38 protein-coding genes and 3 pseudogenes are annotated in these 23,555 nt (G+C 36.1%); 40 read left to right on the plus strand and 1 reads right to left on the minus strand.

The features are described from left to right. Positions 1-31: 31 nt before the first annotated feature. On the plus strand, positions 32-178 hold the full coding sequence (locus tag HMPREF3267_RS12625; protein WP_172952952.1) for a hypothetical protein: 147 nt from the start codon (positions 32-34) through the stop codon (positions 176-178). Here the strand turns inward: HMPREF3267_RS12625 and HMPREF3267_RS08290 are convergent. Continuing rightward, positions 175-405 carry a hypothetical protein gene (locus HMPREF3267_RS08290; protein WP_051522842.1) on the minus strand — a complete coding sequence of 77 codons (231 nt, stop codon included), beginning with the start codon at positions 403-405 and terminating at the stop codon, positions 175-177. The two genes, HMPREF3267_RS12625 and HMPREF3267_RS08290, sit on opposite strands and share 4 nt — an antisense overlap. Positions 406-711: 306 nt before the next feature. Between HMPREF3267_RS08290 and HMPREF3267_RS08295 the strand changes: the two genes are divergently transcribed. From HMPREF3267_RS08295 to HMPREF3267_RS08460, 39 genes and pseudogenes are all read left to right on the plus strand, one after another. Further along, a complete protein-coding gene (locus tag HMPREF3267_RS08295; protein ID WP_062078539.1) occupies positions 712-891 on the plus strand; it encodes a hypothetical protein in 180 nt (59 codons plus the stop codon). A gap of 61 nt (positions 892-952) precedes the next feature. Further along, positions 953-1,267: a hypothetical protein gene (locus HMPREF3267_RS08300; protein WP_070823824.1), complete on the plus strand. Its 315-nt coding sequence runs from the start codon at positions 953-955 to the stop codon at positions 1,265-1,267. Beyond that, on the plus strand, positions 1,251-1,736 hold the full coding sequence (locus HMPREF3267_RS08305) for a siphovirus Gp157 family protein (RefSeq protein WP_062078543.1): 486 nt from the start codon (positions 1,251-1,253) through the stop codon (positions 1,734-1,736). Before HMPREF3267_RS08300 ends, HMPREF3267_RS08305 begins: the two co-directional genes overlap by 17 nt. Then, positions 1,737-2,411 carry an ERF family protein gene (locus HMPREF3267_RS08310; protein WP_012991002.1) on the plus strand — a complete coding sequence of 225 codons (675 nt, stop codon included), beginning with the start codon at positions 1,737-1,739 and terminating at the stop codon, positions 2,409-2,411. Beyond that, positions 2,408-2,824 carry a single-stranded DNA-binding protein gene (locus HMPREF3267_RS08315; RefSeq protein ID WP_062078545.1) on the plus strand — a complete coding sequence of 139 codons (417 nt, stop codon included), beginning with the start codon at positions 2,408-2,410 and terminating at the stop codon, positions 2,822-2,824. Before HMPREF3267_RS08310 ends, HMPREF3267_RS08315 begins: the two co-directional genes overlap by 4 nt. Before the next feature lie 54 nt (positions 2,825-2,878). Further along, positions 2,879-2,989 (plus strand): annotated as a pseudogene (locus HMPREF3267_RS12330) (putative HNHc nuclease); the annotation flags it as partial. Then, entirely contained in the window at positions 2,982-3,743 is a 762-nt protein-coding gene (locus HMPREF3267_RS12335; RefSeq protein WP_104013909.1) for a replication protein, read from the plus strand. The pseudogene HMPREF3267_RS12330 and the gene HMPREF3267_RS12335, both read left to right, overlap by 8 nt. 12 nt (positions 3,744-3,755) lie before the next feature. Further along, on the plus strand, positions 3,756-4,541 hold the full coding sequence (locus HMPREF3267_RS08325; protein WP_070823823.1) for an ATP-binding protein: 786 nt from the start codon (positions 3,756-3,758) through the stop codon (positions 4,539-4,541). Then, complete coding sequence (locus HMPREF3267_RS12630) at positions 4,538-4,702, plus strand: hypothetical protein (protein ID WP_176746105.1); 165 nt, start codon at positions 4,538-4,540, stop codon at positions 4,700-4,702. The genes HMPREF3267_RS08325 and HMPREF3267_RS12630 overlap by 4 nt, the downstream gene beginning before the upstream one ends. Beyond that, entirely contained in the window at positions 4,692-4,934 is a 243-nt protein-coding gene (locus HMPREF3267_RS08330; protein WP_062078553.1) for a hypothetical protein, read from the plus strand. Before HMPREF3267_RS12630 ends, HMPREF3267_RS08330 begins: the two co-directional genes overlap by 11 nt. An 8-nt stretch (positions 4,935-4,942) precedes the next feature. Next, positions 4,943-5,349, plus strand: a pseudogene (locus HMPREF3267_RS08335) (RusA family crossover junction endodeoxyribonuclease). Then, complete coding sequence (locus HMPREF3267_RS08340) at positions 5,346-5,660, plus strand: hypothetical protein (RefSeq protein WP_062078555.1); 315 nt, start codon at positions 5,346-5,348, stop codon at positions 5,658-5,660. Before HMPREF3267_RS08335 ends, HMPREF3267_RS08340 begins: the two are co-directional and overlap by 4 nt. A gap of 2 nt (positions 5,661-5,662) precedes the next feature. Next, a complete protein-coding gene (locus HMPREF3267_RS08345) occupies positions 5,663-5,914 on the plus strand; it encodes a hypothetical protein (protein WP_062078556.1) in 252 nt (83 codons plus the stop codon). 5 nt (positions 5,915-5,919) lie between these two features. After that, on the plus strand, positions 5,920-6,342 hold the full coding sequence (locus HMPREF3267_RS08350; protein ID WP_002478876.1) for a DUF3310 domain-containing protein: 423 nt from the start codon (positions 5,920-5,922) through the stop codon (positions 6,340-6,342). Positions 6,343-6,345: 3 nt separating this feature from the next. Continuing rightward, entirely contained in the window at positions 6,346-6,744 is a 399-nt protein-coding gene (locus tag HMPREF3267_RS08355) for a hypothetical protein (protein WP_062078558.1), read from the plus strand. Then, positions 6,745-6,870 (plus strand): annotated as a pseudogene (locus tag HMPREF3267_RS12340) (DUF1024 family protein); the annotation flags it as partial. It lies immediately after the preceding gene. A 19-nt stretch (positions 6,871-6,889) separates the two neighbouring features. Beyond that, positions 6,890-7,210, plus strand: a complete 321-nt coding sequence (locus HMPREF3267_RS08360) for a MazG-like family protein (protein WP_062078560.1) — start codon at positions 6,890-6,892, stop codon at positions 7,208-7,210. Between the two features lie 99 nt (positions 7,211-7,309). After that, the gene (locus tag HMPREF3267_RS08365; protein WP_237450181.1) at positions 7,310-7,633 is read left to right on the plus strand and encodes a DUF1523 family protein; all 324 of its coding nucleotides are present in this window, start codon (positions 7,310-7,312) and stop codon (positions 7,631-7,633) included. A gap of 7 nt (positions 7,634-7,640) precedes the next feature. After that, a complete protein-coding gene (locus HMPREF3267_RS12505) occupies positions 7,641-7,790 on the plus strand; it encodes a DUF1381 domain-containing protein (RefSeq protein WP_141758216.1) in 150 nt (49 codons plus the stop codon). Further along, positions 7,783-7,965: a transcriptional activator RinB gene (gene rinB / locus HMPREF3267_RS08370; protein ID WP_062078562.1), complete on the plus strand. Its 183-nt coding sequence runs from the start codon at positions 7,783-7,785 to the stop codon at positions 7,963-7,965. The genes HMPREF3267_RS12505 and rinB overlap by 8 nt, the downstream gene beginning before the upstream one ends. Then, complete coding sequence (locus HMPREF3267_RS12635) at positions 7,962-8,111, plus strand: hypothetical protein (RefSeq protein WP_012990987.1); 150 nt, start codon at positions 7,962-7,964, stop codon at positions 8,109-8,111. Before rinB ends, HMPREF3267_RS12635 begins: the two co-directional genes overlap by 4 nt. Continuing rightward, complete coding sequence (locus HMPREF3267_RS08375; RefSeq protein WP_012990986.1) at positions 8,108-8,524, plus strand: hypothetical protein; 417 nt, start codon at positions 8,108-8,110, stop codon at positions 8,522-8,524. The genes HMPREF3267_RS12635 and HMPREF3267_RS08375 overlap by 4 nt, the downstream gene beginning before the upstream one ends. 301 nt (positions 8,525-8,825) lie before the next feature. Beyond that, on the plus strand, positions 8,826-9,248 hold the full coding sequence (locus tag HMPREF3267_RS08380; protein WP_062078564.1) for a hypothetical protein: 423 nt from the start codon (positions 8,826-8,828) through the stop codon (positions 9,246-9,248). Continuing rightward, a complete protein-coding gene (locus tag HMPREF3267_RS08385; protein WP_070823822.1) occupies positions 9,235-10,497 on the plus strand; it encodes a PBSX family phage terminase large subunit in 1,263 nt (420 codons plus the stop codon). The genes HMPREF3267_RS08380 and HMPREF3267_RS08385 overlap by 14 nt, the downstream gene beginning before the upstream one ends. Continuing rightward, the gene (locus HMPREF3267_RS08390) at positions 10,498-11,934 is read left to right on the plus strand and encodes a phage portal protein (RefSeq protein WP_062078566.1); all 1,437 of its coding nucleotides are present in this window, start codon (positions 10,498-10,500) and stop codon (positions 11,932-11,934) included. It begins immediately after the preceding gene. Then, positions 11,879-12,871 (plus strand): phage head morphogenesis protein, encoded by a 993-nt coding sequence (locus tag HMPREF3267_RS08395; RefSeq protein WP_062078568.1) that lies wholly within the window; start codon positions 11,879-11,881, stop codon positions 12,869-12,871. The genes HMPREF3267_RS08390 and HMPREF3267_RS08395 overlap by 56 nt, the downstream gene beginning before the upstream one ends. Before the next feature lie 96 nt (positions 12,872-12,967). Further along, the gene (locus HMPREF3267_RS08400) at positions 12,968-13,564 is read left to right on the plus strand and encodes a phage scaffolding protein (protein ID WP_062078570.1); all 597 of its coding nucleotides are present in this window, start codon (positions 12,968-12,970) and stop codon (positions 13,562-13,564) included. 21 nt (positions 13,565-13,585) lie between these two features. Beyond that, on the plus strand, positions 13,586-14,410 hold the full coding sequence (locus HMPREF3267_RS08405) for a N4-gp56 family major capsid protein (RefSeq protein WP_062078572.1): 825 nt from the start codon (positions 13,586-13,588) through the stop codon (positions 14,408-14,410). 18 nt (positions 14,411-14,428) lie between these two features. Next, entirely contained in the window at positions 14,429-14,710 is a 282-nt protein-coding gene (locus tag HMPREF3267_RS08410; RefSeq protein WP_062078574.1) for a Rho termination factor N-terminal domain-containing protein, read from the plus strand. Beyond that, positions 14,710-15,021 (plus strand): phage head-tail connector protein, encoded by a 312-nt coding sequence (locus tag HMPREF3267_RS08415; protein WP_062078576.1) that lies wholly within the window; start codon positions 14,710-14,712, stop codon positions 15,019-15,021. Before HMPREF3267_RS08410 ends, HMPREF3267_RS08415 begins: the two co-directional genes overlap by 1 nt. Then, positions 15,014-15,349 (plus strand): phage head closure protein, encoded by a 336-nt coding sequence (locus HMPREF3267_RS08420; protein ID WP_062078578.1) that lies wholly within the window; start codon positions 15,014-15,016, stop codon positions 15,347-15,349. The genes HMPREF3267_RS08415 and HMPREF3267_RS08420 overlap by 8 nt, the downstream gene beginning before the upstream one ends. Further along, on the plus strand, positions 15,336-15,749 hold the full coding sequence (locus tag HMPREF3267_RS08425; RefSeq protein ID WP_062078580.1) for an HK97-gp10 family putative phage morphogenesis protein: 414 nt from the start codon (positions 15,336-15,338) through the stop codon (positions 15,747-15,749). Before HMPREF3267_RS08420 ends, HMPREF3267_RS08425 begins: the two co-directional genes overlap by 14 nt. 12 nt (positions 15,750-15,761) lie before the next feature. Further along, the gene (locus HMPREF3267_RS08430; RefSeq protein WP_062078582.1) at positions 15,762-16,184 is read left to right on the plus strand and encodes a DUF3168 domain-containing protein; all 423 of its coding nucleotides are present in this window, start codon (positions 15,762-15,764) and stop codon (positions 16,182-16,184) included. 3 nt (positions 16,185-16,187) lie between these two features. Beyond that, positions 16,188-16,733, plus strand: a complete 546-nt coding sequence (locus tag HMPREF3267_RS08435; protein ID WP_062078584.1) for a hypothetical protein — start codon at positions 16,188-16,190, stop codon at positions 16,731-16,733. Positions 16,734-16,796: 63 nt separating this feature from the next. Beyond that, positions 16,797-17,300 carry a tail assembly chaperone gene (locus tag HMPREF3267_RS08440; protein WP_062078586.1) on the plus strand — a complete coding sequence of 168 codons (504 nt, stop codon included), beginning with the start codon at positions 16,797-16,799 and terminating at the stop codon, positions 17,298-17,300. 47 nt (positions 17,301-17,347) lie between these two features. Next, entirely contained in the window at positions 17,348-17,635 is a 288-nt protein-coding gene (locus HMPREF3267_RS08445) for a hypothetical protein (protein WP_062078588.1), read from the plus strand. Positions 17,636-17,638: 3 nt separating this feature from the next. Continuing rightward, positions 17,639-20,734: a phage tail protein gene (locus HMPREF3267_RS08450; protein WP_062078590.1), complete on the plus strand. Its 3,096-nt coding sequence runs from the start codon at positions 17,639-17,641 to the stop codon at positions 20,732-20,734. 12 nt (positions 20,735-20,746) lie between these two features. Next, on the plus strand, positions 20,747-21,676 hold the full coding sequence (locus HMPREF3267_RS08455) for a phage tail family protein (RefSeq protein WP_062078592.1): 930 nt from the start codon (positions 20,747-20,749) through the stop codon (positions 21,674-21,676). Between the two features lie 11 nt (positions 21,677-21,687). Continuing rightward, positions 21,688-23,544, plus strand: coding sequence for an SGNH/GDSL hydrolase family protein (locus HMPREF3267_RS08460; RefSeq protein ID WP_062078594.1), 1,857 nt, complete (start codon positions 21,688-21,690; stop codon positions 23,542-23,544). Positions 23,545-23,555 lie beyond the last annotated feature (11 nt).

Here is a 23,555-nt window from a genome sequence, read left to right on the forward strand (position 1 = left end):
AACCGAACAAACAACTTAAGGAGGAAATGGAATGCAAGAAAACTTATTAAGAATTAATCCAAATGAAATGTATTTAACAATTGATTATTTGTTAAAACAAATTCAAAAAAATCCAGACCCACAGTTGATTGAGGCAACTGCGAATCTGGTGGATGCGTATAGAAACATCACTGATTAATTCGGAAAGAAATCAGTTCCAACATTATTAGTTGTATTGATATTGAAATAAATGACTTTGTTTAAATCAATAACTCTGTCCTTAGGTTCTAAAACGTGAATATAATCATTTCCAGTATGGTCGGTAGCCAATTTTCTGATTAATATTTTTTCGTTATTTACTAATTTTAGAGTTAGAGAATCAATATTTTCAATATCTAAATAACTAGTAATTAAGTTTCGATTCATAATACGCACCTCCCTTCATAAAGGGATAACAACATTATACACGAAAGGAACTAATAAATTGCTAGCACTACTGATTATCGTATTCATCACATGCGTGACCGTACAATACAAACTTAATTAACGAAAGGGAGAGAAGTAATGCCACCACATATTCAACAAATGTTATTCGATTTCGCTCTTGAGCGAGGATATATACAAAAAATTATAGAAATGGAGCAAAAACATGAGTCAAGAAATGATTGATTACTGGGCCACTTTTATGTATGAACGCGTTGGTAAAAAAATACTAGAAAAGGAGGGGTTGAAATGAGAAGTTTAACAATCGCTTTAATCACATTCGTACTTATTTCAATTATAACAATGGTCATTTTTGAAATTTACTTTACGACGGGGTTAGTCGTAAGTGCAGCAACAGCGACAGCAGTCTATTGGTTCTATGAACACCATTTTTTCGATAAAAAAACTGCTACTTGCGCCAACAAGTAACAGTAAGTATTTAACAAAATATACAACTTAATTAAACCAAAATATACGGAGGTAGTCAAATATGACTGAAACAATAAAAACTAATCAACATTATTATACTAAAGATTTTTCAAGTTATGGAAACGATGAGGATAACTTTGTAGCAAATCAAGAATTGACAGTAACAATCACATTAAACGAATACAGAAAATTTATTGAAACAAAGGCTGTTAAAGATAAAGAGGAAGACACTTATAGACATAAATATTGGAAGGAAGAAGAAAAAAACAAAAAGTTAAAAGAAGAAAACATAAAACTTAAAAATAAAATTTATGAATTACAAAACGAAGAGGAAGACGAGCGTGAGGAGGATGTGGACAATGAGCAACTTATTTGAGCTATCAGCAGATTATAAACAAGTTTATGACCTCATATTAGAACAAGAAAACGAACTAATTTTAAAAGACACATTAGCGAGTATTAACGATGCTTTAGAAAATAAAGCAGATAGTTATGTTGCCATTATCAAATCATTAGAAGCAGACAATAAAGCAATTGATGAAGAAATCAAACGTTTGAGACAGCGTAAATCAGCGAACGAAAACGGTATTAAACGATTAAAAGCAAACTTACAACTGGCTATGGAAGAAACAGGCAAAGAGAAATTCAAAACAGCGTTAAATAGTTACAGCATAGCTAAGAACTCACCAAGTTTAGATGTGCAAGATGAAAGTTTAATTCCGAAACAATATTACGTAGAGCAAAAACCTAAACTAAACAAAACAGAATTGCTAAAAGCTGTCAAAGACGGACTTGAAATAAAAGGCGTCGAATTAAAACAAAATAGAAGTTTGAGGGTGCGATAAATGACTGAACAACTTAATTTATACCAAAAAATAGCAGACGTTAAAGCCAATATTGACGGATTTACCAAAGATACAAAAGGTTACAACTACTCATATGTTAGTGGTTCTCAAGTGTTACACAGAATTAGGAACAAGATGATTGAGCATAATTTACTTCTAGTACCAAAAACATCAGATGAAAATTATAAACAAATTGAAGTAACTAGATTTAACAAAAAAGCTTCACGCGAAGTTACAACATCAGAATTTGTTGTAGAAATGAAGTTAACTTATTTATGGATTAATGCAGACAAGCCGGAAGAACAACTTGAAGTAAGTTTCTATTCTGTAGGCCAACAAGATGATGTATCAAAAGCGCATGGCACAGCACTAACATACGCAGAACGTTATTTCTTAATGAAATTCTTCAACATTCCAACCGACGAAGATGACGCAGACGCAAAACAAAAACAAGAAAAATACAACAAAGCTAGTAGCAATACAATAGGCGTTTTAAAACAAGAAGTATATCAGTTTGTCGCTTTAATGAAGTCGCTAGGAAAAGAAGTCACACAGCAACAAGCCGAAAAAACATTCGGAATACAAGAATATGCGTCTATGACAGAACAACAAGCAGCAAACACAATTAATAAAATTCAAACTATGGCTAAAAAATATAAGGAGAATGAACAATGAACACAGTAAATTTATTAGGTAATTTGGTAGCAGACCCAGAATTAAGAGGACAAAAAAACAACGTAGCTAACTTTAGAATTGCAGTACAACGACCATTTAAAAACAAGCAAACAGACGAGTATGAAACAGACTTCATCACTTGTGTTGCTTTTGGTAAAACAGCAGAAATTATCGCTAACAACTTTAAAAAAGGTAACAAAATTGGTGTAACTGGATCAATTCAAACAGGCAGTTACGAAAAAGACGGACAACGTGTGTACACAACTGATGTAGCAGTCAACCAAGTTACGTTTGTAGAACGTAAGAATAGCAATGCTCAATCAAACAACCAACCACAACAAAGTGGAAAAGCGCAAAGTGATAACAACCCATTTGACAATGGTTTAGAAGAATTTTCAGATCTTCCGTTTTGATTGGAATGGTGTAAATGCCGATTATAAAATCTTACATCTCTCAAGACGACGGCACAACAAAACCTCGGAATGGACAGTTTTAATGAGAAATACAAATTACATGACAGCTGGGTGGATATAGACGAACGACTAAACAGAATGCTGAAAGGAGAAAAAGGTGAATAAATTATTAATTGATGATTACCCCATACAAGTATTGCCGAAATTAGCAGTCGAAATTGGTTTGAATGAAGCAATCATACTACAACAAATGCATTATTGGTTGAATACTTCTAATCATAAATACGATGGCAAAAAGTGGATTTACAATTCATATCCGGAATGGCAAAAACAATTTCCTTTTTGGTCATTAATTACTATTAAAAGAGCCATCTATAGTTTAGAAAAACAAGGTTTATTGCATATAGGCAACTATAACAAAGCGAAGTTCGACAAAACTAAATGGTACAGCATTAATTATCAGACTATAGAAAGTATGATACGACCATCGTATCAAAATGATACGACGAGCGTATCAAAAAGAGACGATGGAGTGTATCAAAATGATACGACCAATACCAGAGACTACACAGAGACTTCTTCAGAGACTACTACAACTAATAGCGCAACTGACGTTACGCATGAGCGTTTTGAGGAATGGTGGAAACTTTACGACAAGAAGAAAGATAAGAAATTAACGTTTTCTAAATTTAAGAGTTGTCTTAAAAAGCATTCCTTCGAACAGATCATGCAAGGGACTAGAGAATATATAAAAACCATTAAAGATAAACAATATCAGAAATACCCCAAAACATTTCTTACTAATGAAAGCTATATGAATGACTATAGCGAAGAAATGCCACAAGAAACTAGCAATCAATACACTGACGCATTTGAACGTGCTGCACATTCACAAAATATGGAAAATCTACCGTTTTAAAGGAGTGATGAGATGGAGGCTTTCCAGAAACTAGCAAAACAAGCAGGTTTTAGAAATAAGATAGTTAAACAAGAATTTGGATTACATTGCAATGATTGTGGTCGTAAGTATGATTACTATGAATTCGATAACGGACAAGTAGTCAAAGACGGTTGCGACTGCGACATGATTGCGCTAGCTAAAGTATCTACCGAAAACTATCACAAGAAACAACGTAAATCTAAAGCAGAAAAGATATTTAAACAATCGATAATTAACGAAAATTTAGCACAAGTGACATTTGAGAACTACGAACCTACATCAGAAAAGTTAAAGTATGCTAAAGGTTTGTGCGAAAGGTATGCCCGTAATTTCACATTATACAATAAACAATCACTATTGATACAAGGTTCATTCGGCACAGGAAAATCGCATTTATCAATGAGCATTGTCAAAGAAGTAAAGGCGAGAGGTTATACAGTTCTTTATATGAACGTCCCTCAGCTCATATCAACAATTAAAAATACCTACAACAACAGAAACGGTATGACTGAACAGGAGTTAGCACAAATCATTAGCGATGTGGATCTAATGGTATTTGATGACTTCGGTATTAACATGAATGAGTTTGCCACAAGCAAGATGTTCGAGTTAGTCGAAAGTAGAGTTGGCAAACACAATATATTTACAACTAACTTAGATGAAAAAGAAATGACTAGAAATAAAGATATGCAGCGTATATTCAGTAGAATTATGAGCAATACAACGCTAATCAAAATGGATGGTCAAGATTATAGAACAAGGGGGCTTAAATTTTGATCACATTAGAAGAAATCAAACAAAATCTTGAGTGTTCTGATGTGTACGCTCATAAAATCACAGAATACGCACAGGGCGACGAAAAAGTTTTAGAGGACATATACTACCAAAAACTTGCTGAACGTCGAGTAAGGGAGGCCGTGGTTGAATATGGGTATTAGAGAAAACCAACCGAAAGCTTATAACTTGTATGAGAGTGACGGTTGGAAGATGTTGAGAGTACTGCCAAGAGATGACGACACGTTTTATTTGGCTAACTTGGGCGGAATGCAAAAAAATAAATTTAAAGAATATGTAACTAAAGACGAATTAGCGAAGATAAAACGTAAATATAAATTATTTAGAAAAGACGAATTACAGCAACAGACTACAATTGATGATTATTTATTTTGAGGTGGGACATGCAATTAGAAATTAAATTTAACGACGTGTTTGAGGCACCTATTGGCTCGCCTCGTCCGCGTTTTCGCAAATCAGGTAAATTTGTTCAAACATACATGCCAGCAGCTTATACAAAGCATAAAGAGTATATAAAAGAGCAAATGCCTAAATTGATGATAGAAAGTAAATTAAAAGTATCTCTATTATTTTGCTTTGAACCTCCTAAAAGTTGGAGCAAAAGAAAAAAACAACGGCAATAGGACAGTATAAGCACACTAAGCCAGATATAGACAATTTGATTAAAACGGTATTAGACGCTGCTAACAGCCATTTATGGAAAGATGACAATCAAATTGTGGAAATACATAGTTTGAAAAAATTTGCAGAACAAGCAAAAGTCATAATGAGTTTGGAGGAAGTCGAATGAAAGCATTAGACTTAATCGAAGAATTACAAGATGCAATGGAGCACTACGGCGACTTTGATGTGAAAACAGAACGAAACGAAGACATAGAGTTAAAACACATTTATTCGTTTCAGCCGGAAGCAACAGCAGTCATCAACGTCAAGGGCCGTATGCCAATGGTTAACCTAAACGGTAAACGTTACAGATTATGTGACGTATATAAATACTTTGACGTGTCAGATAGCACGGTTAGAAAGCGATATAAACAAGGTTTGAGAGGCGCGGAACTGATTTACGGCAAAGGACGCTACTTTTTCGAGGGAGATAACTAATAATGGTGCAAATATATGAAAGAAATGAGGGTTCTCTATCCTCAAGACAGTTGTATTTAATACAACAAGCAGAGCGTAGACACGAACGTATGTTGATGTTGAAACGTAAAGAGCAGCGAGCAGAAAAAGAGAGACGCAGCAAAGAGTTGGTGAAGCATTATAAAGTTAAAAGTGAGTGGTTCGACCACTTATGTAAGAATAACTTGTTAGCAAAACTAAAAACTGACCTATATGGCAGAGATCAAAGGGGTTAAAACATATGACTAGTATTAAAGAGTTAAATATTGGCGACTATATCATGTTCAGAAGAGACAACGACAATAACAGTTATCCGGGAGAGGTTTTACTAAAAGGGCATATGACAGGACAAGATACATTTAAGACATTTGCACGTGTCAAAGTAGGTAACTTAACAGAACCAGTAATGATAACTGATGACGACGATTTTACGGTTGTAGAGAAGACAGAGGATAACGTAAATAGTCCGTCACATTATAATTACGGCGATATAGAGGTTATAGACTATATAGAACAAGTCACAGCACATTACCCGTCTAATTTGGCTTATGACATAGGGAACGCAATCAAATATTTAAGTAGAGCGACGCACAAGAATGGTAAAGAAGATATCGCGAAAGCGCGTTGGTACGTGCAAAGAGTTTTTGAAAAATGGGAGGGTTAGAGAATGGTAAAGATTAAAACTAAAAAAGAAATGAAATTACCTGAGTTAATTAAATGGGGCTGGGAAAATAACGTTAGAGATAAAGTGTTTAGTAGTGATTGTGGTGGTCATGTTTATTTTAGGTTAAGTGCTCTACTTGAAGCAGCTGATGTTGGAGCATACGAAACTTTCGCTGTAGAAGTTGAGGAAGAAATTACGGAAGAAACAAAACTAGATACTGTATTAGAGATATATAATGATCTACATTCTCCAGGATCGATTTCTTCTGTTATTCAAAAAAATACTAGTATCAATAATATTATGGAATATAATCCGAGTTACTTTAACACTGCATGTTTATATTTAATCAATGAAGACATGACATTGACACTCATTTGGAAAGACGGGGAGTTGGTGAAGTAAATGACTAAACGTGAACAAATAGAACAAGCAATCATAAGTGCAAGTGCGTTTACTGGGGATGATACAGAAGAGTTGTTACAAGAGGTGGATAAAGTATATAAGAAAGCTAAAGTTTTTGATGAAATTAGAATGGAGGATAACGATAATGATTAATCAATTAACATTAGATCAATTAGTTAAACAAGTAGAACAATGGAGCATAGACAAAGATTTACACAACGGAAATCCAGACAGACAAGCATTGAAATTTTATGAAGAAGCAGGGGAAGTCGGCGCAGCATTATCGCGTGGCAATTTAGAGGCATTAAAAGACGGTATAGGCGATACGGTGGTTACGCTTATAATACTAGCCCAACAACATGATATGAGTTTACAGGAGTGTTTACAGTTTGCATACGATGAAATTAAAGGACGAAAAGGAAAAACAATCAACGGCACATTCATTAAAGAGTCAGACTTACAGTAAGAATATTTACGAAAGAGTGAAAGAGGTGCTTAGGAAGTGAAAAGATTTACAAAGCGTTTAGATAAGATTATGAATTATGCTTTTAAGATTATAATCCCTATGATGATAATGTTTTTAATTTGTTCATTCTTGTTTTATACAACATATAGTGTTGTGAGTTACTTTCACAAAGAAACATTTACAGGAACAATAACAGACAAATACACAAAACGAAATAATAGTGAAGATGATTTCTTTATTGTGCTTGATGACAAAAAAGTAATTATGAATACAGATATCACGATGAAAGCTAGATTTAACAGTGCAGATGTTCAAGCAGAATTGAATAAAGGCGATAAAGTAAGAGTTAAAACTATTGGCTACAGAATACCAATGTTAGATACTTTCCCAAAAATGTATGAAGTCAAAATATTAAAGGAGTAAGCGAGAAGTGACGCAATTTCTAATAACAGAGATAAAACACGGGCAAGAAACATTTGTCGATGTAACTAAGCCGCATGATAATGAGACGTACACACTTGTAGAGGCAGAGAGGGCAGAAGATGCGAGACGTAAGTATGAGGAGGGGTTGGATGATTAAACGTGTTTTAAAGATATGGTTTACTGTCGCAGTATATGAATTAGGTAAGTGGATAGGTAGAGAAATATATTATAGGTTAACTGCAAATGATGAGGTGGATATTGCGCAAAACGACTTTGCGAGAATAACAGATCAGTATGATTTGGATGAAATAAAGAAGGTGTTTATAGAATGATGTGGTTAGTCATAGCTATTATATTGTTAGTAATACTTGTATTCGGCTGCATGCTAGAACAAAAAGAGTTAAAGCACAAGATAGAGATGAAAGAATATGAAATTGAAGTGTTGAGAGATAAGTTAAAAAACGGAGGGTCATTATGATAGTTATTCAAAAGCATGACATCAAGAAGCTTGAAGACTACATAAAGAATATAGAGGAATACCGCAAAGAATTTCTGATGCGTGGATATGAGTTAATGGAAAACCACGAGCCGGAGAATATAGGAGCTGGCAAAAGTAATTTACCGGGAAATCCTATCGAAAGGGAAACAGTTAAGAAGTTAAGTGATAATAGATATGTAATGCTGCGTAACGTTGTAAAAGGTGTAGATAAGCTTATATTCGAAGCTGATGAAGACACTAAAGACTTAATACGGTTAAGATACTGGGAGTGTCCTATTGGATGTTACGAGTGGGAAGACATCGCTAACTACTTTGGTATTAGTAAAACGAGTGTATTAAGACGTAGAGATGCGATGATTAGTAGGTTGGCCGAGTTTATAGGATACGTATAGCGGACTTTTAGGGTATGTAAGTCCGGTTTGAAAAGGGTTATCATGGTATTGTGAACGAACCGCCGTAATAAGACGTTGTCTTATGGCGGAGACTTCCGTATAAGTAATCGGGTAGTAATTTTCCTATTGGAGGTAGTGCGCCTGGTTGCTTAACCGTCTACTCTATGAGTGGGCGGTATATAAACTATATGTTCGTCTCCTAACAAATTATGTTTTACTCCTATTAGGCTATCCGTGAGAAACACGGGTGGCTTTTTTAAATTTATAAAAGATAATATCGTGAGAGTTGGTGGTAAATGAAATGGGCAGAAGAACAGCATACGAAAAATTAGATATAGAAAGCAAGCTCGGATTAGTAGAGGGTTGGAAACGTGACGGATTAACTGACGAGCAGATAGCTAAGAATTTAGGTGTCGCTTATTCTACGCTAAGGACATGGACGCCGGACAAGTACCCAGCGTTTTCAGCAGCCTTAAAAAAGGGCAAAGAAGTCTCTGACTATGAATTAGAAAACGCACTTCATAAGAGAGCAACAGGCTACTACTACGAAGAAGAAACGGTCACTAATGCAGGTAAGGTTGTCAAAGTTAAGAAGTATGAACACGCTAACCCTACGTCGCTTATATTCGCACTTAAAAATAGATTGCCGCACAAATACAGAGACAAAACAGAGCATGACGTTAATACTATCCAGGCGGTAACATTTAAAGATGACATCGATTAGCTTATCTGAATTGATACCGAAGCATTTTCATGACTTGTGGCGAGCAACAAAGAATAAAGATGTATTGAATATAGTGGCTAAAGGCGGGCGCGGAAGTGGTAAGTCGTCAGATATATCTATTATCATTACTCAACTTATTATGCGTTATCCGATGAATGCGGTTGTAGTACGTAAAACAGATAACACGTTAGCTACATCAGTATTTGAACAAATTAAATGGGCGATTGAAGAACAAAAGGTGTCACATTTATTCAAAGTTAAAGTGTCGCCAATGGAAATCACATATATACCAAGAGGTAATCGAATTATTTTTAGAGGGGCGCAGAACCCCGAGCGTTTAAAATCGTTAAAAGATAGTCGATTTCCTTTTTCTATTATGTGGATAGAAGAATTGGGAGAGTTCAAGACTGAAGATGAAGTTACTACAATAACCAATTCGATGTTGCGTGGCGAGTTAGATAAAGGGTTGTTCTATAAATTTTATTTCTCATACAACCCGGCTAAAAGGAAACAACACTGGGCTAACAAAAAATATGAGACATCATTTCAACCGGACAATACATTTGTGCATCACTCAACTTACTTGAATAACCCATTTATATCCAAACAGTTTATACAAGAGGCCGAGAGTGCTAAGCAACGTAATGAGATGCGATATCGGTGGGAATACTTAGGCGAAGCAATTGGCAGTGGTGTTGTACCATTTAACAATCTACAGATAGAAAAGATACCAGATGATTTATACAATTCATTTGATAATATACGCAACGCAGTCGACTTTGGTTATGCGACTGATCCTTTAGCTTTTGTACGTTGGCACTACGACAAAAAGAAACGCATTATTTATGCTGTTGATGAAATTTACGGCGTGCAAATAAGCAATAGAGAGTTTGCAAACAAACTTAAAAGCAAAGGTTATCAATCAGACGAGATATTTGCAGATAGCGCAGAACCTAAGTCAATTGATGAACTTAAAAAAGAACATGGCATTAAGCATGTTAAAGGTGTTAAAAAAGGTGCTGACAGCGTTGAATACGGCGAGCAATGGCTCGATGACTTAGATGCTATTGTAATAGATCCTAATAGAACACCTAATATAGCCAGAGAATTTGAAAATATAGACTATGAGACAGATAAAGACGGCAATGTAAAGCCAAGATTAGAAGATAAAGACAACCACACTATAGATGCAACAAGATATGCGCTAGAGCGTGATATGAGACAAAGCAAGATATCAATTTTAAGGTAGGTGTTTACTATTATTCGATTTCCTTGGGATAAGACATATGGCGAAGAAATCGTCGAGCAATTGAAACCTAAAGAAGAAACGCAAGAAGAAATGATCGTCAGATTGATACTTAATCATCAAAGTAATATCGAACGTATCAGTACTGGCGAACGTTATTACAATAAACAGAATGACATATATAATCAATACCCTAAATTAGATTTAGACGGCAAATTAGATGTGGATAAGCCGGATTGGCGTATTACTACTAACTATCATCAAAACTTAGTAGATCAAAAGGTTGCGTACTTAGCTACTAAACCGGTTACCTATTCATGCGATGATAACAAAGCATTAGAAGCAATACACAGTGTGTTAGACAATAAATGGGATAACAAACTTATTGATGTCTTAACAGCAGCATCTAATAAAGGTGTTGACTGGATACAGCCATATATAGATGAAAATGGGGACTTCAAACTATTTAGAGTGCCAGCAGAACAAGCGATACCTATTTGGACAGATAAAGAACGCGACACATTACAAGCATTTATACGTGTGTTCGAGTTTAACAATGAAACAAAGGTAGAGTATTGGACAGCTGATGACGTTACTTACTATGTATATGACAACGACATGCTTATAAACGACTATTATTATGGCCAAGATAATAAGCAAACGCATTTCTCAACAGGAAGCTGGGAGCGTGTACCTTTTGTACCGTTCAAAAATAATCCGGAAGAGATGTCAGATATATGGATGTATAAGACGATTATTGACGCAATAGACAAACGATTGTCAGATACACAAAATATGTTTGATGAAAGTGCAGAGCTTATATATATCTTAAAAGGTTATGAGGGCGAAGACTTAAAAGAGTTTATGCAAGGCCTTAAATACTATAAAGCTATAAACGTTGATAGTGAGGGTGGCGTTGAGACAATACAAGTTGAAGTGCCAGTAACAAGCACAAAAGAGTATTTGGACTTAATGCGCGCTAACTTGATTGAGTTTGGGCAAGGTGTTGACTTCCAAACAGATAAGTTTGGCTCTGCGCCTAGTGGCATAGCTTTGAAATTCTTATACGGCAATTTAGATTTAAAAGCAAACAAACTTAAGAACAAAGCAATCGTAGCTATACAAGAGTTGCTGCAATTTATTATCGATTTCTACAAACTGAAAGTGGACATCAAAGACATTAGCATTACATTCAACTTCAATAGAATGATGAATGACTTAGAGCAATCGCAAATAGGTGCTCAATCTCAATACTTATCTAAAGAGACAATCGTTACGCATCATCCGTGGGTAGACGACCCTAACGCTGAATTAGAACGCATTGAACATGAGCAAATGGAATACAACCAACAGCTACCCGACATAGACGACGGAGGTGCTGCAAATGGCGAGCAAGAACAGTCAGAACAAGAGCGATCCGAAGATAAACAACCAGAGTGATATAGACAATTATATCGATAAGCTTATCAGTCAATCTGAAAAAGAGATAGAAACGCTATTTGCTAAACGATTTAAAACGATTAAGCAAGAAATAGCTGATATGTTTGAAAAGTACCAATCTGATGACGTACATGTAACATGGACTGAATTTAATAAATATAACAGGCTCAACAAAGAACTTGACCGTATAGCGCAGATGTTAACTGATGATTATAGCCGAGTGGCTAAGACAATCAAACAAACACAACAAAACGCTTATATAGAAAAGTTCATGATGAGTCTTTATTTGTATGAAATGGCTAGTCAAACATCAATGCAATTCGATGTGCCCAATGCTCAAACAATACAAAGAGCTATCGAACAACCGATTGAATTTATTAAGTTAGTACCTACATTACAAAAACATCGTGATGAAGTATTGAAAAAGATACGATTACACATCACACAAGGCATCATAAGCGGCGAGGGCTACAGCAAGATAGCAAAAGCGTTACGTGATGACATAGGTATGACTAAAGCTCAATCGACGCGTGTCGCACGTACAGAAGCAGGACGTGTAATGTCACAAGCTGGACTAGACAGCGCAACGGTAGCACAAGAAAACGGGCTGCAAATGTACAAGTATTGGTATGCTACTAAAGATACACGCACAAGAGACACACACAGACATTTAGACGGTTCTAAAAAGAAAATAGATGAGCCGTTTAAATCAAGTGGCTGTGTAGGTCAAGCGCCTAAATTATTTGTAGGTGTAGCGAGTGCGAAAGAAAATATCAATTGTCGTTGTAAACTCATGTACTACATAAGCGAAGACGATTTACCAACAACAATGACGGTTAAAAAGGACAATAGAACTAAGCAAAACATACCATTTGTGCGCTATAGGCATTGGGAACGAATGAAAAGAGAACAAAGCAAGAAGAAAAACAAGAAGTAGTCACTACTCGACCTTAGCATGTCGTTAAACTGCTTCTTTTTATACAAAAATTCTTCGTGGCGTTGCACGTTAAAAACGTAAAAAGGAGTAGTTTAAATGGACTTATACGCACTATTAGGACAATTTAAAGACGGCGAGATTGATAAACAAAAAGTATTAGATGCTATCGACGAAAGCAAATCGGGAATGGTACCACGTTCACGTCTTAACGATAAGAACGCCGAGATTGAAGAGTTGAAAGCTGAATTATCAAATCGCGATGAGCAAATTGCCCAATTACAAGACTCTGTAAAAGATGACAGCGAGTTACAAAAAGAACTCGACGAATTAAAAAATAAGAACGCAGAGTGGCAAGATAAGTACAATCAATCACAACTGAATAACGCTGTTAAGTTAGCTGTTGCAAAAGATGCAAACGATGCTGACGATATTCTAGCATTCATCAATAAAGATGAACTGGAATTGCAAGAAGACGGCACTGTGAAAGGGTTAGACAAAGCGGTTGAAACGCTTAAAGAGTCTAAGCCTTATTTATTTGCCGAAACAAAAGCGGTAGGCAGAAAGCCGGAAGACGGCAACCCAATGCCTACAGGTATTACACCAGAACAATTTGAAAGTATGAACGTTGCGGAGCGTACAGAATTGTACATGAATGACCGTGAGACATACGACAAATTAGTAAATCAAAACTAATAATAGAAAGAGGTATATAACATGGCTCAAGGATTAACTAAATTAAGTACACAAATCGTACCAGAAGTACTAGCACCAATGATGCAAGCCGAATTAGACAAAAAAATGCGTTTTGCTTCATTTGCTGAAATCGACAACACATTAGTAGGACAACCTGGAGACACTTTAACATTCCCAGCATTTATCTACAGTGGAGATGCACAAGTTGTTGCAGAGGGAGAAAAAATCCCAACAGATCAACTAGAAACTAAAAAACGTGAAGCTAAAATTCGTAAAATCGCGAAAGGTACTTCTATTTCGGACGAAGCTTTATTGTCTGGATATGGAGACCCTCAAGGAGAACAAGTACGCCAACATGGTTTAGCTATTGCTAACAAAGTTGATAACGACGTATTAGACGCTTTAATGGGTGCAAAATTAACTGTATCTGCTGATATCACTAAATTAAACGGCTTACAATCAGCTATCGACAAATTCAATGATGAAGACTTAGAACCTATGGTTTTATTCGTAAACCCATTAGACTCTGGCAAATTACGTGGCGATGCTTCAACTAACTTCACACGTGCTACTGAATTAGGCGACGACATCATTGTTAAAGGTGCTTTTGGCGAAGCTTTAGGCGCTATCATCGTACGTTCTAACAAATTAGAACAAGGTACTGCAATTTTAGCTAAAAAAGGTGCTGTTAAATTAATCACTAAACGCGACTTTTTCTTAGAAACAGAACGCGACGCATCTACAAAAACAACTGCTTTATATAGCGACAAACACTATGTAGCTTACTTATATGATGAAGCTAAAGCGGTTAAAATCACTAAAGCTGCTGGTGGTTCAAGCTTGTAATAAAGGGAGTTGATTTAAGTGGCGTATATCGTAAAAGAATACTTTACTGATCATCAGGACAACGAGTATGAGTACAATGTAAACGACTTATACCCTAGACCTGGATTAAATGTATCTGATGAGCGATTAACTGAATTATCCACAACGAACAACCGAAGAAATATTGTAGCAATTGAGGATATAGATTTATCTACATTCACAGTTGTTGAGTTGAAAGAATATGCTAAGCAACGCAATGTCGAGGGTTACAGTGATATGAAAAAAGCAGAATTGGTTGAGGAGTTAGAGGGTGGTAAATAATGGATGCAAAAGACATCAAAATAATTAACCAATTACCACTTGAGGATGACTCAAAAGACGATGTTATTAATAAACTCATAGAGTTGTACAAAGATGTTGCAGAAGACTATTGCAATCAAGAGTTTTACGAGCCATATCCGGCTGGAGTTAAGAAGTTTATTGCAGAATGTATTAAAGCTGGCCAAACCGGCAATATATCAGCAAGAACAATGGGCACTGTAAGCTATACTTTTGTAACTGATTTACCAACTAGCACGTATGATTATTTAAAAAAATATAAAAAATTACGTTGGAGTGGTTATCATGTTTAATCCTTTTGACGAGTTCCCACATGCAATATCTATTGGTCATATCGAAAAAGTTGTAGATTATCCAATTGCAAAAGAGCGCTATGTGAGCGAAAGAATAATAAATGGATTTATGGACACACCTACAACGTCAGAACAACTAAAGTATCATCAAATGAGCCAAGAGTTCGATAGAAACTTATATGTACCATACAGCCAACCAATAACGACTAATAATTATTTTAAATATGAGGGCAGAGTATTTGGTATAGTAGGAGAACCTATCGACCAAGGTGGTCAACACGAGATTAATTTAATTCGGCTCAAAGAGTTGCCTTATGGCCAAAGTTAGATATGGCGCAGATACTTTAATCGTAGATTTAGATAGATTTCAAAAAGATATTGAGAAGTGGGTTAAAAAAGGTATAGCGAAAACAACGTTAAAAATATACAATACTGCTGTAGCATTGGCACCAGTTGATCAAGGATTTTTGAAAGAAAGCATTGACTTTGATTTCGAAAACGGTGGGTTAACTGGCGTTATTAATGTTGGAGCAAATTACGCTGTATATGTTGAATTTGGTACTGGTATATATGCAACTGGTCCCGGAGGTAGTAGAGCACACAAAATACCGTGGTCATATAAAGATGCTGACGGTAAGTGGCATACTACTAAAGGTCAAGCGCCACAGCCATTTTGGAACCCCGCAATAGACGCTGGACGTCGAACTTTTGAACAGTATTTTTCTTAGGAGTTGTTAAATATGTGGGTATCAGTTGAGCCCGAGCTTACAAATCAGTTATATAAACGATTGAAAGATAGCCCTATCATCAACAAATTAGTTGGCGATAGGGTTTTTGATGTTGTTCAAGACGAGGCTAGATACCCATATATTGTATTGGGAGAAAGTAACGTCACTAACAACGAAAGCAGCGCAATGATGCGCGAAACAGTTGGCATTGTGTTTCATGTGTATTCACAATATCCAACGCAATATGAAACAAAACTAATAATCAGTGCAATTGGACATGTGATAAACAGACCGATTGAGATTGATAATTACGAATTTAGATTTAGTCGTATTGATAGCCAAGCTGTGTTCCCGGATATAGACCGGTTCACGAAGCATGGAACAATACGACTTTTATTTAACTATAGACATAAAAAAATTAACGAAGAGGTGTAATAAATGGCTCAAAAAAGTTATTTAGCAGTTGTAAGACCAGCTGAAAGCGAATTAGATAAAGTTGACGCTTTATTGCTTGGCGACTTACAAGAGGGTGGCCATACTATCGAAAACGACCTTGCAGAAATTGTTAGAGGTGGTAAAACTGACTATTCTTCAAATGCAATGTCAGAAGAAGTTAAGTTAACAATCGGTAATGTGCCTGGAGACGCCGGCATTCAAGCAATGAAGCATGCTGTACAAAAAGGTGGCCAAGTACGTGTATGGCTTTATGAACGTAATAAACGCGAAGACGGTAAATATCATGGTGTCTTCGGTTATGCAATTCCAGAAAGTTACGAAATGTCATTCGATGACGAAGACAACAAAATTGAATTAACGTTAAAAATCAAATGGAACACTGCAGAGGGAACAGAAGAAAACCTACCACAAGAATGGTTCGAAGCAGCAGGCGCACCTACTGTCGAATACGAACACTTTGCTGAAAAAGTTGGCACATTCGAAGATCAAAAAGCAGCCAAAGCATCTAGTGGCGGTTCAAGTCTGTAACTTTATATTTATGGGGCTAGCGCCCCTATTTTTTTATACAAAATTTGAAAAGAGGTATTTATTTTGACTGAATTTAATCCGATTACAACATTAAAAATTAACGGCGAGGACGTAGAAGCTAAAGCGTTATTCGCATTTGACATTAAAGCTAAGAAATTTTCAGAAGAAACAAAAGGTAAAAACGGCGAAACGATTGTTACACCTGGTTTCAACATTATTTACAACGGTATTTTAGAACGTGATACAAACGCTATCGCAAATTTTTGGGAATGTGCTACAGCTTATTTAAGCAAAAACGCACCGTCTCGAGAAGATATCGAAAATGCATTAGCAGAAGTTATTTTAGAAAAAGAAGACACATTAGAGCTGTTACAAGGTGCTTTAAACGTATTGAATAATAGCGGTTTTTTCAAACAAAAATCGAAAATGTTCTGGATACAGATGAACAAAGCTCCTCAAATGGCGAAAGCGGAGGACAAAGAAACAACGAAAGCTGGCATCGAGTTCATGAAAGAGAACTACAAAGAAATCATGGGCGCAGAACCTTACTCGATTACGCAGAAATAAGACAACTAACATCTAGGTATGTTGGTTACATACCTAAAGACGAGTTAATGCTTATGACTCCCGCCGAATGGAAAGATTGGATTATCGGCGGTCAAGATAGATATTTAGATAAACGCGAGCTAACTATACAAATAGCTCAAGCGAACGGATTAGTACAAGCTAGTAAGTCACTAAAAAGAATGACTAAAGACATTGAAAGACAACGTTATGAGATTAGAGAGCCTGGCAGCTATGAACGTATCAAAAAAGCTAGACTTGAAGACGAAAAACGAAGACGTGAACTATTTAAAGCTGGTACTAGACGTTTCTTAGAACAACAAAGCAAAGGAGGTTAGCGAGTGGACTCGAGATTTATGGCCAAAATCATGGCTAACATTAGAGATTTTCAAAACAACGTGCGAAAAGCTCAAAGTTTAGCCAAAACCTCTATACCAGATGAAATAGAGACAGATGTTAAAGCTGATATATCGAAGTTTCAAAAAGCTTTGCAACGCGCTAAAGCCATGGCGATGAAGTGGCGTGAGCATAACGTTGACATTGACGGTAATGCTAGCCCTTTACGTCGTGTTATCGACGGTATAAAAGCAAAATTAGCTGGTATAAGAGAAAAGAATGTAAAGATTGACGGTAATAATAGTGGTCTAAAAAGAGCTATTGCATCGTCTAAAATTGCACTTGCTACTTTGTTTGACAAAACAGTCAGAGTTAATTTTGACACAAGAGGTTTGACAAGAGCACAAATACTTACTAGAGCATTAGGCCAATCGCTTGATGAATACGGCGATAAAATGGACGCTCTAGCAACTAAAATAAGAACATTTGGAACAATATTCGGTCAGCAAATTAAAGGCGTAATGATTGCAAGTGTGCAAGCACTTATCCCCGTTATCGCTGGACTAGTACCCGCACTCATGGCCGTATTAAACGCTGTTGGTGTATTAGGTGGCGGTGTTATCGGTTTAGCTGGTGCATTCTCTGTTGCTGGTTTAGGTGCTGTTGCAATGGCTGGAATGGGCATCAGTGCTATTAAAATGTTAAACGACGGCTTATTACAATCAACAGATGCGACAGACGCTTATAAGAAAAGTTTACAAGGCTTAAAAGATGAATGGACACAAATTATAAAGATGAATGCTGACTCTATTTTTGGCGCGATGTCATCGGCTATGAACGGTGTCCAAACAGCGTTAAAAAGTCTTACACCATTTTTAAGTGGTGTAGCTGATTTGGTTGATTTCAACGCTCAAAAGTTTGAAAAATGGGTTGCAACATCAAACACAGCTAAAAAAGCGTTTCAAGCGTTAAATACGGTAGGTGTTCAAATATTTGGAGATTTATTAAACGCTGCTGGACGCTTTGGCGACGGCTTAGTCAACATATTTACTCAATTTATGCCTTTATTCAAGTTTATGTCGCAAGGCTTACAGAATATGAGTATTTCGTTCCAAAAATGGGCTAACAGTGTTGCCGGACAAAATGCAATACAAAGCTTTATCGAATATACAAAAACGAATTTACCTAAAATAGGCCAAATATTCGCAAATGTGTTCATGGGTATTGGTAACCTTATGCACGCGTTTGCTGCAAATAGCGCCGGTATATTTGATTGGTTAGTTAAAATGACTAGTCAATTTAGAACATGGTCAGAACAAGTAGGCAAATCAGAGGGCTTTAAACAGTTTATACAATACGTACAGCAAAACGGACCAGTTATCATGAGTTTAATTGGTAACATCATTAGAATACTTGTCGCGTTTGGTACAGCAATGGCACCTATAGCTAGCGCTTTACTCAACTTCATCAATGGTTTAGCACAGTTTGTAGCTAAGTTGTTTGAAGCACATCCAGCAGTAGCCAAAATTATTGGTGTATTGATTATTTTAGGTGGTGCTATGTGGGCTTTAATGGCGCCAATCATAGCGATAGGTAGTTTGTTAAGCAACGTGTTTGGTATGACAATATTACAAGCTATAACGTCTATAGGTAGATTTATCGCAAGTAGTAGTCTAATAACTACAGTAGTCAATGTTTTAAAGGGTGCATTTGGTTTATTAATGACCCCTATTGCATCCGTTACTAGTTTGTTAGAGGGATTGGCTGCAACGTTTTCATTGATATTTAGCCCTATCGGCATGGTAGTTGCTGCAATTGCTGGACTAGTAACAGTAATTGTCTATTTATGGAAAACAAACGCTGATTTTAGAAATATGATCATCGAAGCTTGGAATGGCATAACTACAGCCATTTCTACAGCGATTTCAGCCGTAGTTGGCTGGTTAACACAACTTTGGAACTCAATAATGACAACGTTACAACCGATAATGCCTATCTTACAAGCATTAGGACAAATGTTTATGCAAATTTTAGGTGTTGCCGTTATGGGTGTTATCCAATTGTTAATTGTTGCTTTCCAAGCGTTATGGACAGCTATACAAGTGATATTCACGGCTATAGGAGCGGTTATATCAGCGGCAGTTCAATTGATTGTAGGTATTTTTACTGCATTCATTCAATTTTTATCTGGCGACTTTTCTGGTGCTTGGACTACTTTGTACAATACGATTTCTAATGTTTTAAATACGATTTGGAGTGCGATTGTATCAATTTTTAATCAGATATCTAGCTTTATTTTCAGTATTTTAAACAAAATTCTTGGTACTAATATCACAAGTTGGGGTCAGATATGGTCCGCTATAGTCGGTTTTGTCACTCGAATATGGTCATCTGTAACGAGTTGGTTTGGCCGCGTGGCTCAATCTGTTTGGCAAAAAATGGTGCAAGCGTATAATTACATCGTTAATACAGCTCGAAATTGGGTTATTTCAATCATTAGTGCAATGGTCAGATTTGTACAAGGTGTTGTAAATGGTTTCCACAGAGTTGTTGACTCTTGCCGAAACGGCATGCAAAATGCTTGGAATGCTATCAAAAATTTTGTTGGTAGATTTGTCAGTGTCGGTTTAGATTTAATGCGTGGTTTGGTCAACGGTATTAAAAGAGGTATGTCTTGGGTTGTTGATGCTGCTAGAAATGTAGCTTCTAGTGCTGTAAGTGCGGCAAAAAGAGCTTTAGGTATACATTCTCCGTCTCGTGTATTTAGAGGCCTTGGAGAATATGTATCACAAGGTTTAGGAATAGGTATTTTAACAGACCAAAACAAACCGATTAACGCAGTTCGTAATGTAGCTAAGAACCTTACTAATGCTTTCCAGCCTGATTTAAACACATCACTGTCATCAGACTTAACAGACGGCTTAGGAGGCTCTTTAAACGGCTCTGTAGACGCTCATATGTCTAAAGATGTGAGACACAGCTTACAAGAGAACAACAGACCTATCGTAAATGTAAATGTTAGAAATGAAAGTGATATACCAGCTATCAAATCTTACATTGAAGAAACAAATTCAAAAGCAGCTGTAATTAGTCAATTTTAGGAGGGTTGTTAATTGATAGCACATGATGTAGAAATAATTAAAGACAAAAATAAATATAAAATCAGTGACAACCCTTTTACTCAAAAAGCATTAGAGGTTGTTTCTTTTGATGTAGAGGGTGCTGGTTATTCAAGAGAGTTCGAAAAAATCGAGAGAGTAAACGGCCGCTTTTACAATTCAACTAACGAAGAATTAAAAAAAGTAAGTTTAAAAGTACGATACAAAGTATCTAAAATGGCTTATGCTTCTCATCTTAAAACCGGCTTGCAGAACTTGTTAAGCGGTCATTACTATTTACGTGAGTTAGCAACGCCTAACCCAGAAATTAAATTCGAAAGTTTGTTCAGCCATAAAACGCAAGATTTTGAGCTTGAATATGTTGACGGCAGACAAATATTTGTAGGGTTGGTCAATTCTATATCAATAGATACCACTAAATTAACTGGAGAAATAGACATAGAATTTGAAACAGTTGATTTACCATATTTTGAAAGTATCGCATATAGTACAGACCTTGAAAAAGACCCGAATATGGAAAAATGGGCAGTTCCTGACGATTTACCTTTCAATAAATCAGAAAGCGAAAGAAAATTTACATTTTATAACACAATGTACGACTTTGTCACTTACGACGGCGATGTACCTATTAACCAATTTAACCAAAAATCAATTGTTGAAATTAAAGTCGGCGAGAGAGTTAAGAAAACGCAAGAATTCACATTCTATACTGAACATAGTGACATAGCTCGAATTAAAGGTATAGAAATAAAACCGGGCGATGTTATTAAGTTTGACGGCTTACACACTTATAGAAATAACTTACGTATCGATAAGTACAACATCACACAACAGCAACCTGTTTTGTATCCTGGGAGTAACTATTTCAGAGCTAACGTACCAATGCAAAAAATCACATTCAAACACAAACTTTACTTTAGATAGGAGGAGAACCAATGCCAATATTATTAAAGAGTTTACAAGGTGTCGGGTATTCTCTCCCTGCAACATGTAAAGTGAATGAAAAAATAAACGAAGATAGCACGCTAGACATCGATATAATCGAAAACCGATACACATTTGACGCTGTTGGAGCTATAACAAAAATGTGGACGATAACTAATGTCGGTGGCGCAAACGATCATAGAGAATTTAGAATTGTAATGATAGATAAAACATCTATTGGACAAAAAGAAAAGTTGTCAATCAAAGCCAGATTAGTCGAGCTTGACGATTTAAACTGTTCTAGAATTTATGAGGTTTATAACGGTAGTTTTACCGGTCAAAGGTATTTCGACTTGGTTTTCAAAGGTACTGGCTATAAATACAAACTACATTCTAAAGTTAGTTCTTATAAATTTGAAAATCTAGGCAACCATGACACACGTTTAGAGATATTCAAAAAAGGATTAGAACAATACGATTTAGAGTTTAAATACGACACTTCAACTAAAACGTTTAACCTCTATGATAAAGTCCAACATGAGGCTGATTACTTTATTAAAGCGGGTGTGAATGCTAATAACGTAAAAGTTCAAGAAGATGCTTCTAAATGCTACACCTACATTAGAGGTTATGGCGGATTTGATAACCAACAAACATTCAATGAAGCAAGTTTGCAGTTTGAATACACTGATCCGTTAGCTCAAGTTATAGGCAAGAGAGAGGCTCCACCAATTATCGACGGCCGAATGACTAAAGAAAACACACTTAAGAAAGCGATGGAATTGGCTATTATGGAAAGCAGAACGCTTTCTATATCTTTAGACTTTGTGGCTTTACGTAAGAAGTTTCCAGAGGCATTACCAAAAATCGGCGACGTTGTAAGAGTTATCGACGAATTGATTGGCGTTAATGACTTGGTTCGTATTGTTGAAATAACGACAGAATATGACGTTTATAACAACATTATTAAACAAGATGTAGTGCTAGGCGATTTCAGATTACAAGATAGATATATGAAAGCTGTAAACAATGCTGCAAGCTATGTTAAAGCACTGAAAACTAATAAATCAGATCCAGCAAAAGACGCTAAAGCAATGCAAGCCGAGTTACGTGCTGCAACTAAGACAACAAGTGATTTACTTAGTAAAACGGAAGATTTAAATAAGAAATTAAAAGAAGCTAACTCTAAAAATGTTACAACTGCGAACGGAACAATCGTGCATGACTTCGCACCAAAATCGAACATCAGAAAAATTAAAAGCATTGGAACAATTGGCGATAGTATCGCTAAAGGTTCTTATGCTAAAACAAACTTTACACAGTTGTTAGCTAAAAAGATTAAAGCTAAACAAACGAATTTGGCTGTTAGTGGTGCGACGATGTCTACAACTAAAGACAACAGCATATATGAACAAGCTTCTAAGATAAAAGCCGATTTAATCATCGTACAAGGCACAGATGATGACTGGATTAATAACATTGATATCGGTACTGATAAAACTGATTTAAAAACGTTTTACGGGGCATTCTACAGCGCAATTCAAAACATCAAGACGAATAACCCTAAATCAAAAATAATCGTTATGACGGCTGCTAGACAGTGTTATGTTGACGACGGAAAAATCAAACGCAAAGACACAGATAAAAACGAAAATGGTAAAACTTTATTAGATTATGTCAACGCGCAAGTTGATGCTTGTAACGAATTAGATGTACCGGTTTTCGATGCTTATAGATATGAACAATTTAGACCTTACAGCCCGTCGTTCAGAAAATCAAGCATGCCGGACGGTGTGCATTTCAATGACAAAGGTCATGAGGTCATCATGTATGAACTAATTAACAACTACTACTCATTTTATGGCTAAGGAGGCTGCCA

Origin of the sequence: Staphylococcus sp. HMSC62D11 (genome assembly GCF_001839145.1) — a bacterium.
Taxonomy (GTDB): Bacteria; Bacillota; Bacilli; order Staphylococcales; family Staphylococcaceae; genus Staphylococcus; species Staphylococcus lugdunensis.

Bases quoted from the DNA above. Each gene is read 5' to 3' on its own strand.
- HMPREF3267_RS08460 (WP_062078594.1), top strand. From the start codon at position 21,688: ATGCCAATATTATTAAAGAGTTTACAAGGTGTCGGGTATTCTCTCCCT.
- rinB (WP_062078562.1), top strand. From the start codon at position 7,783: ATGATTAAACGTGTTTTAAAGATATGGTTTACTGTCGCAGTATATGAA.
- HMPREF3267_RS08340 (WP_062078555.1), top strand. From the start codon at position 5,346: ATGAAAGCATTAGACTTAATCGAAGAATTACAAGATGCAATGGAGCAC.
- HMPREF3267_RS08430 (WP_062078582.1), top strand. From the start codon at position 15,762: ATGTGGGTATCAGTTGAGCCCGAGCTTACAAATCAGTTATATAAACGA.
- HMPREF3267_RS08360 (WP_062078560.1), top strand. From the start codon at position 6,890: ATGATTAATCAATTAACATTAGATCAATTAGTTAAACAAGTAGAACAA.
- HMPREF3267_RS08330 (WP_062078553.1), top strand. From the start codon at position 4,692: ATGGGTATTAGAGAAAACCAACCGAAAGCTTATAACTTGTATGAGAGT.
- HMPREF3267_RS12635 (WP_012990987.1), top strand. From the start codon at position 7,962: ATGATGTGGTTAGTCATAGCTATTATATTGTTAGTAATACTTGTATTC.
- HMPREF3267_RS12625 (WP_172952952.1), top strand. From the start codon at position 32: ATGCAAGAAAACTTATTAAGAATTAATCCAAATGAAATGTATTTAACA.
- HMPREF3267_RS08400 (WP_062078570.1), top strand. From the start codon at position 12,968: ATGGACTTATACGCACTATTAGGACAATTTAAAGACGGCGAGATTGAT.
- HMPREF3267_RS08375 (WP_012990986.1), top strand. From the start codon at position 8,108: ATGATAGTTATTCAAAAGCATGACATCAAGAAGCTTGAAGACTACATA.
- HMPREF3267_RS08305 (WP_062078543.1), top strand. From the start codon at position 1,251: ATGAGCAACTTATTTGAGCTATCAGCAGATTATAAACAAGTTTATGAC.
- HMPREF3267_RS08385 (WP_070823822.1), top strand. From the start codon at position 9,235: ATGACATCGATTAGCTTATCTGAATTGATACCGAAGCATTTTCATGAC.
- HMPREF3267_RS08445 (WP_062078588.1), top strand. From the start codon at position 17,348: ATGCTTATGACTCCCGCCGAATGGAAAGATTGGATTATCGGCGGTCAA.
- HMPREF3267_RS08355 (WP_062078558.1), top strand. From the start codon at position 6,346: ATGGTAAAGATTAAAACTAAAAAAGAAATGAAATTACCTGAGTTAATT.
- HMPREF3267_RS08420 (WP_062078578.1), top strand. From the start codon at position 15,014: ATGTTTAATCCTTTTGACGAGTTCCCACATGCAATATCTATTGGTCAT.
- HMPREF3267_RS08315 (WP_062078545.1), top strand. From the start codon at position 2,408: ATGAACACAGTAAATTTATTAGGTAATTTGGTAGCAGACCCAGAATTA.
- HMPREF3267_RS08435 (WP_062078584.1), top strand. From the start codon at position 16,188: ATGGCTCAAAAAAGTTATTTAGCAGTTGTAAGACCAGCTGAAAGCGAA.
- HMPREF3267_RS08310 (WP_012991002.1), top strand. From the start codon at position 1,737: ATGACTGAACAACTTAATTTATACCAAAAAATAGCAGACGTTAAAGCC.
- HMPREF3267_RS08345 (WP_062078556.1), top strand. From the start codon at position 5,663: ATGGTGCAAATATATGAAAGAAATGAGGGTTCTCTATCCTCAAGACAG.
- HMPREF3267_RS08405 (WP_062078572.1), top strand. From the start codon at position 13,586: ATGGCTCAAGGATTAACTAAATTAAGTACACAAATCGTACCAGAAGTA.
- HMPREF3267_RS08395 (WP_062078568.1), top strand. From the start codon at position 11,879: ATGGCGAGCAAGAACAGTCAGAACAAGAGCGATCCGAAGATAAACAAC.
- HMPREF3267_RS08290 (WP_051522842.1), bottom strand. From the start codon at position 405: ATGAATCGAAACTTAATTACTAGTTATTTAGATATTGAAAATATTGAT.
- HMPREF3267_RS08415 (WP_062078576.1), top strand. From the start codon at position 14,710: ATGGATGCAAAAGACATCAAAATAATTAACCAATTACCACTTGAGGAT.
- HMPREF3267_RS08300 (WP_070823824.1), top strand. From the start codon at position 953: ATGACTGAAACAATAAAAACTAATCAACATTATTATACTAAAGATTTT.
- HMPREF3267_RS08380 (WP_062078564.1), top strand. From the start codon at position 8,826: ATGGGCAGAAGAACAGCATACGAAAAATTAGATATAGAAAGCAAGCTC.
- HMPREF3267_RS08350 (WP_002478876.1), top strand. From the start codon at position 5,920: ATGACTAGTATTAAAGAGTTAAATATTGGCGACTATATCATGTTCAGA.
- HMPREF3267_RS08425 (WP_062078580.1), top strand. From the start codon at position 15,336: ATGGCCAAAGTTAGATATGGCGCAGATACTTTAATCGTAGATTTAGAT.
- HMPREF3267_RS08365 (WP_237450181.1), top strand. From the start codon at position 7,310: ATGATGATAATGTTTTTAATTTGTTCATTCTTGTTTTATACAACATAT.
- HMPREF3267_RS08325 (WP_070823823.1), top strand. From the start codon at position 3,756: ATGGAGGCTTTCCAGAAACTAGCAAAACAAGCAGGTTTTAGAAATAAG.
- HMPREF3267_RS08295 (WP_062078539.1), top strand. From the start codon at position 712: ATGAGAAGTTTAACAATCGCTTTAATCACATTCGTACTTATTTCAATT.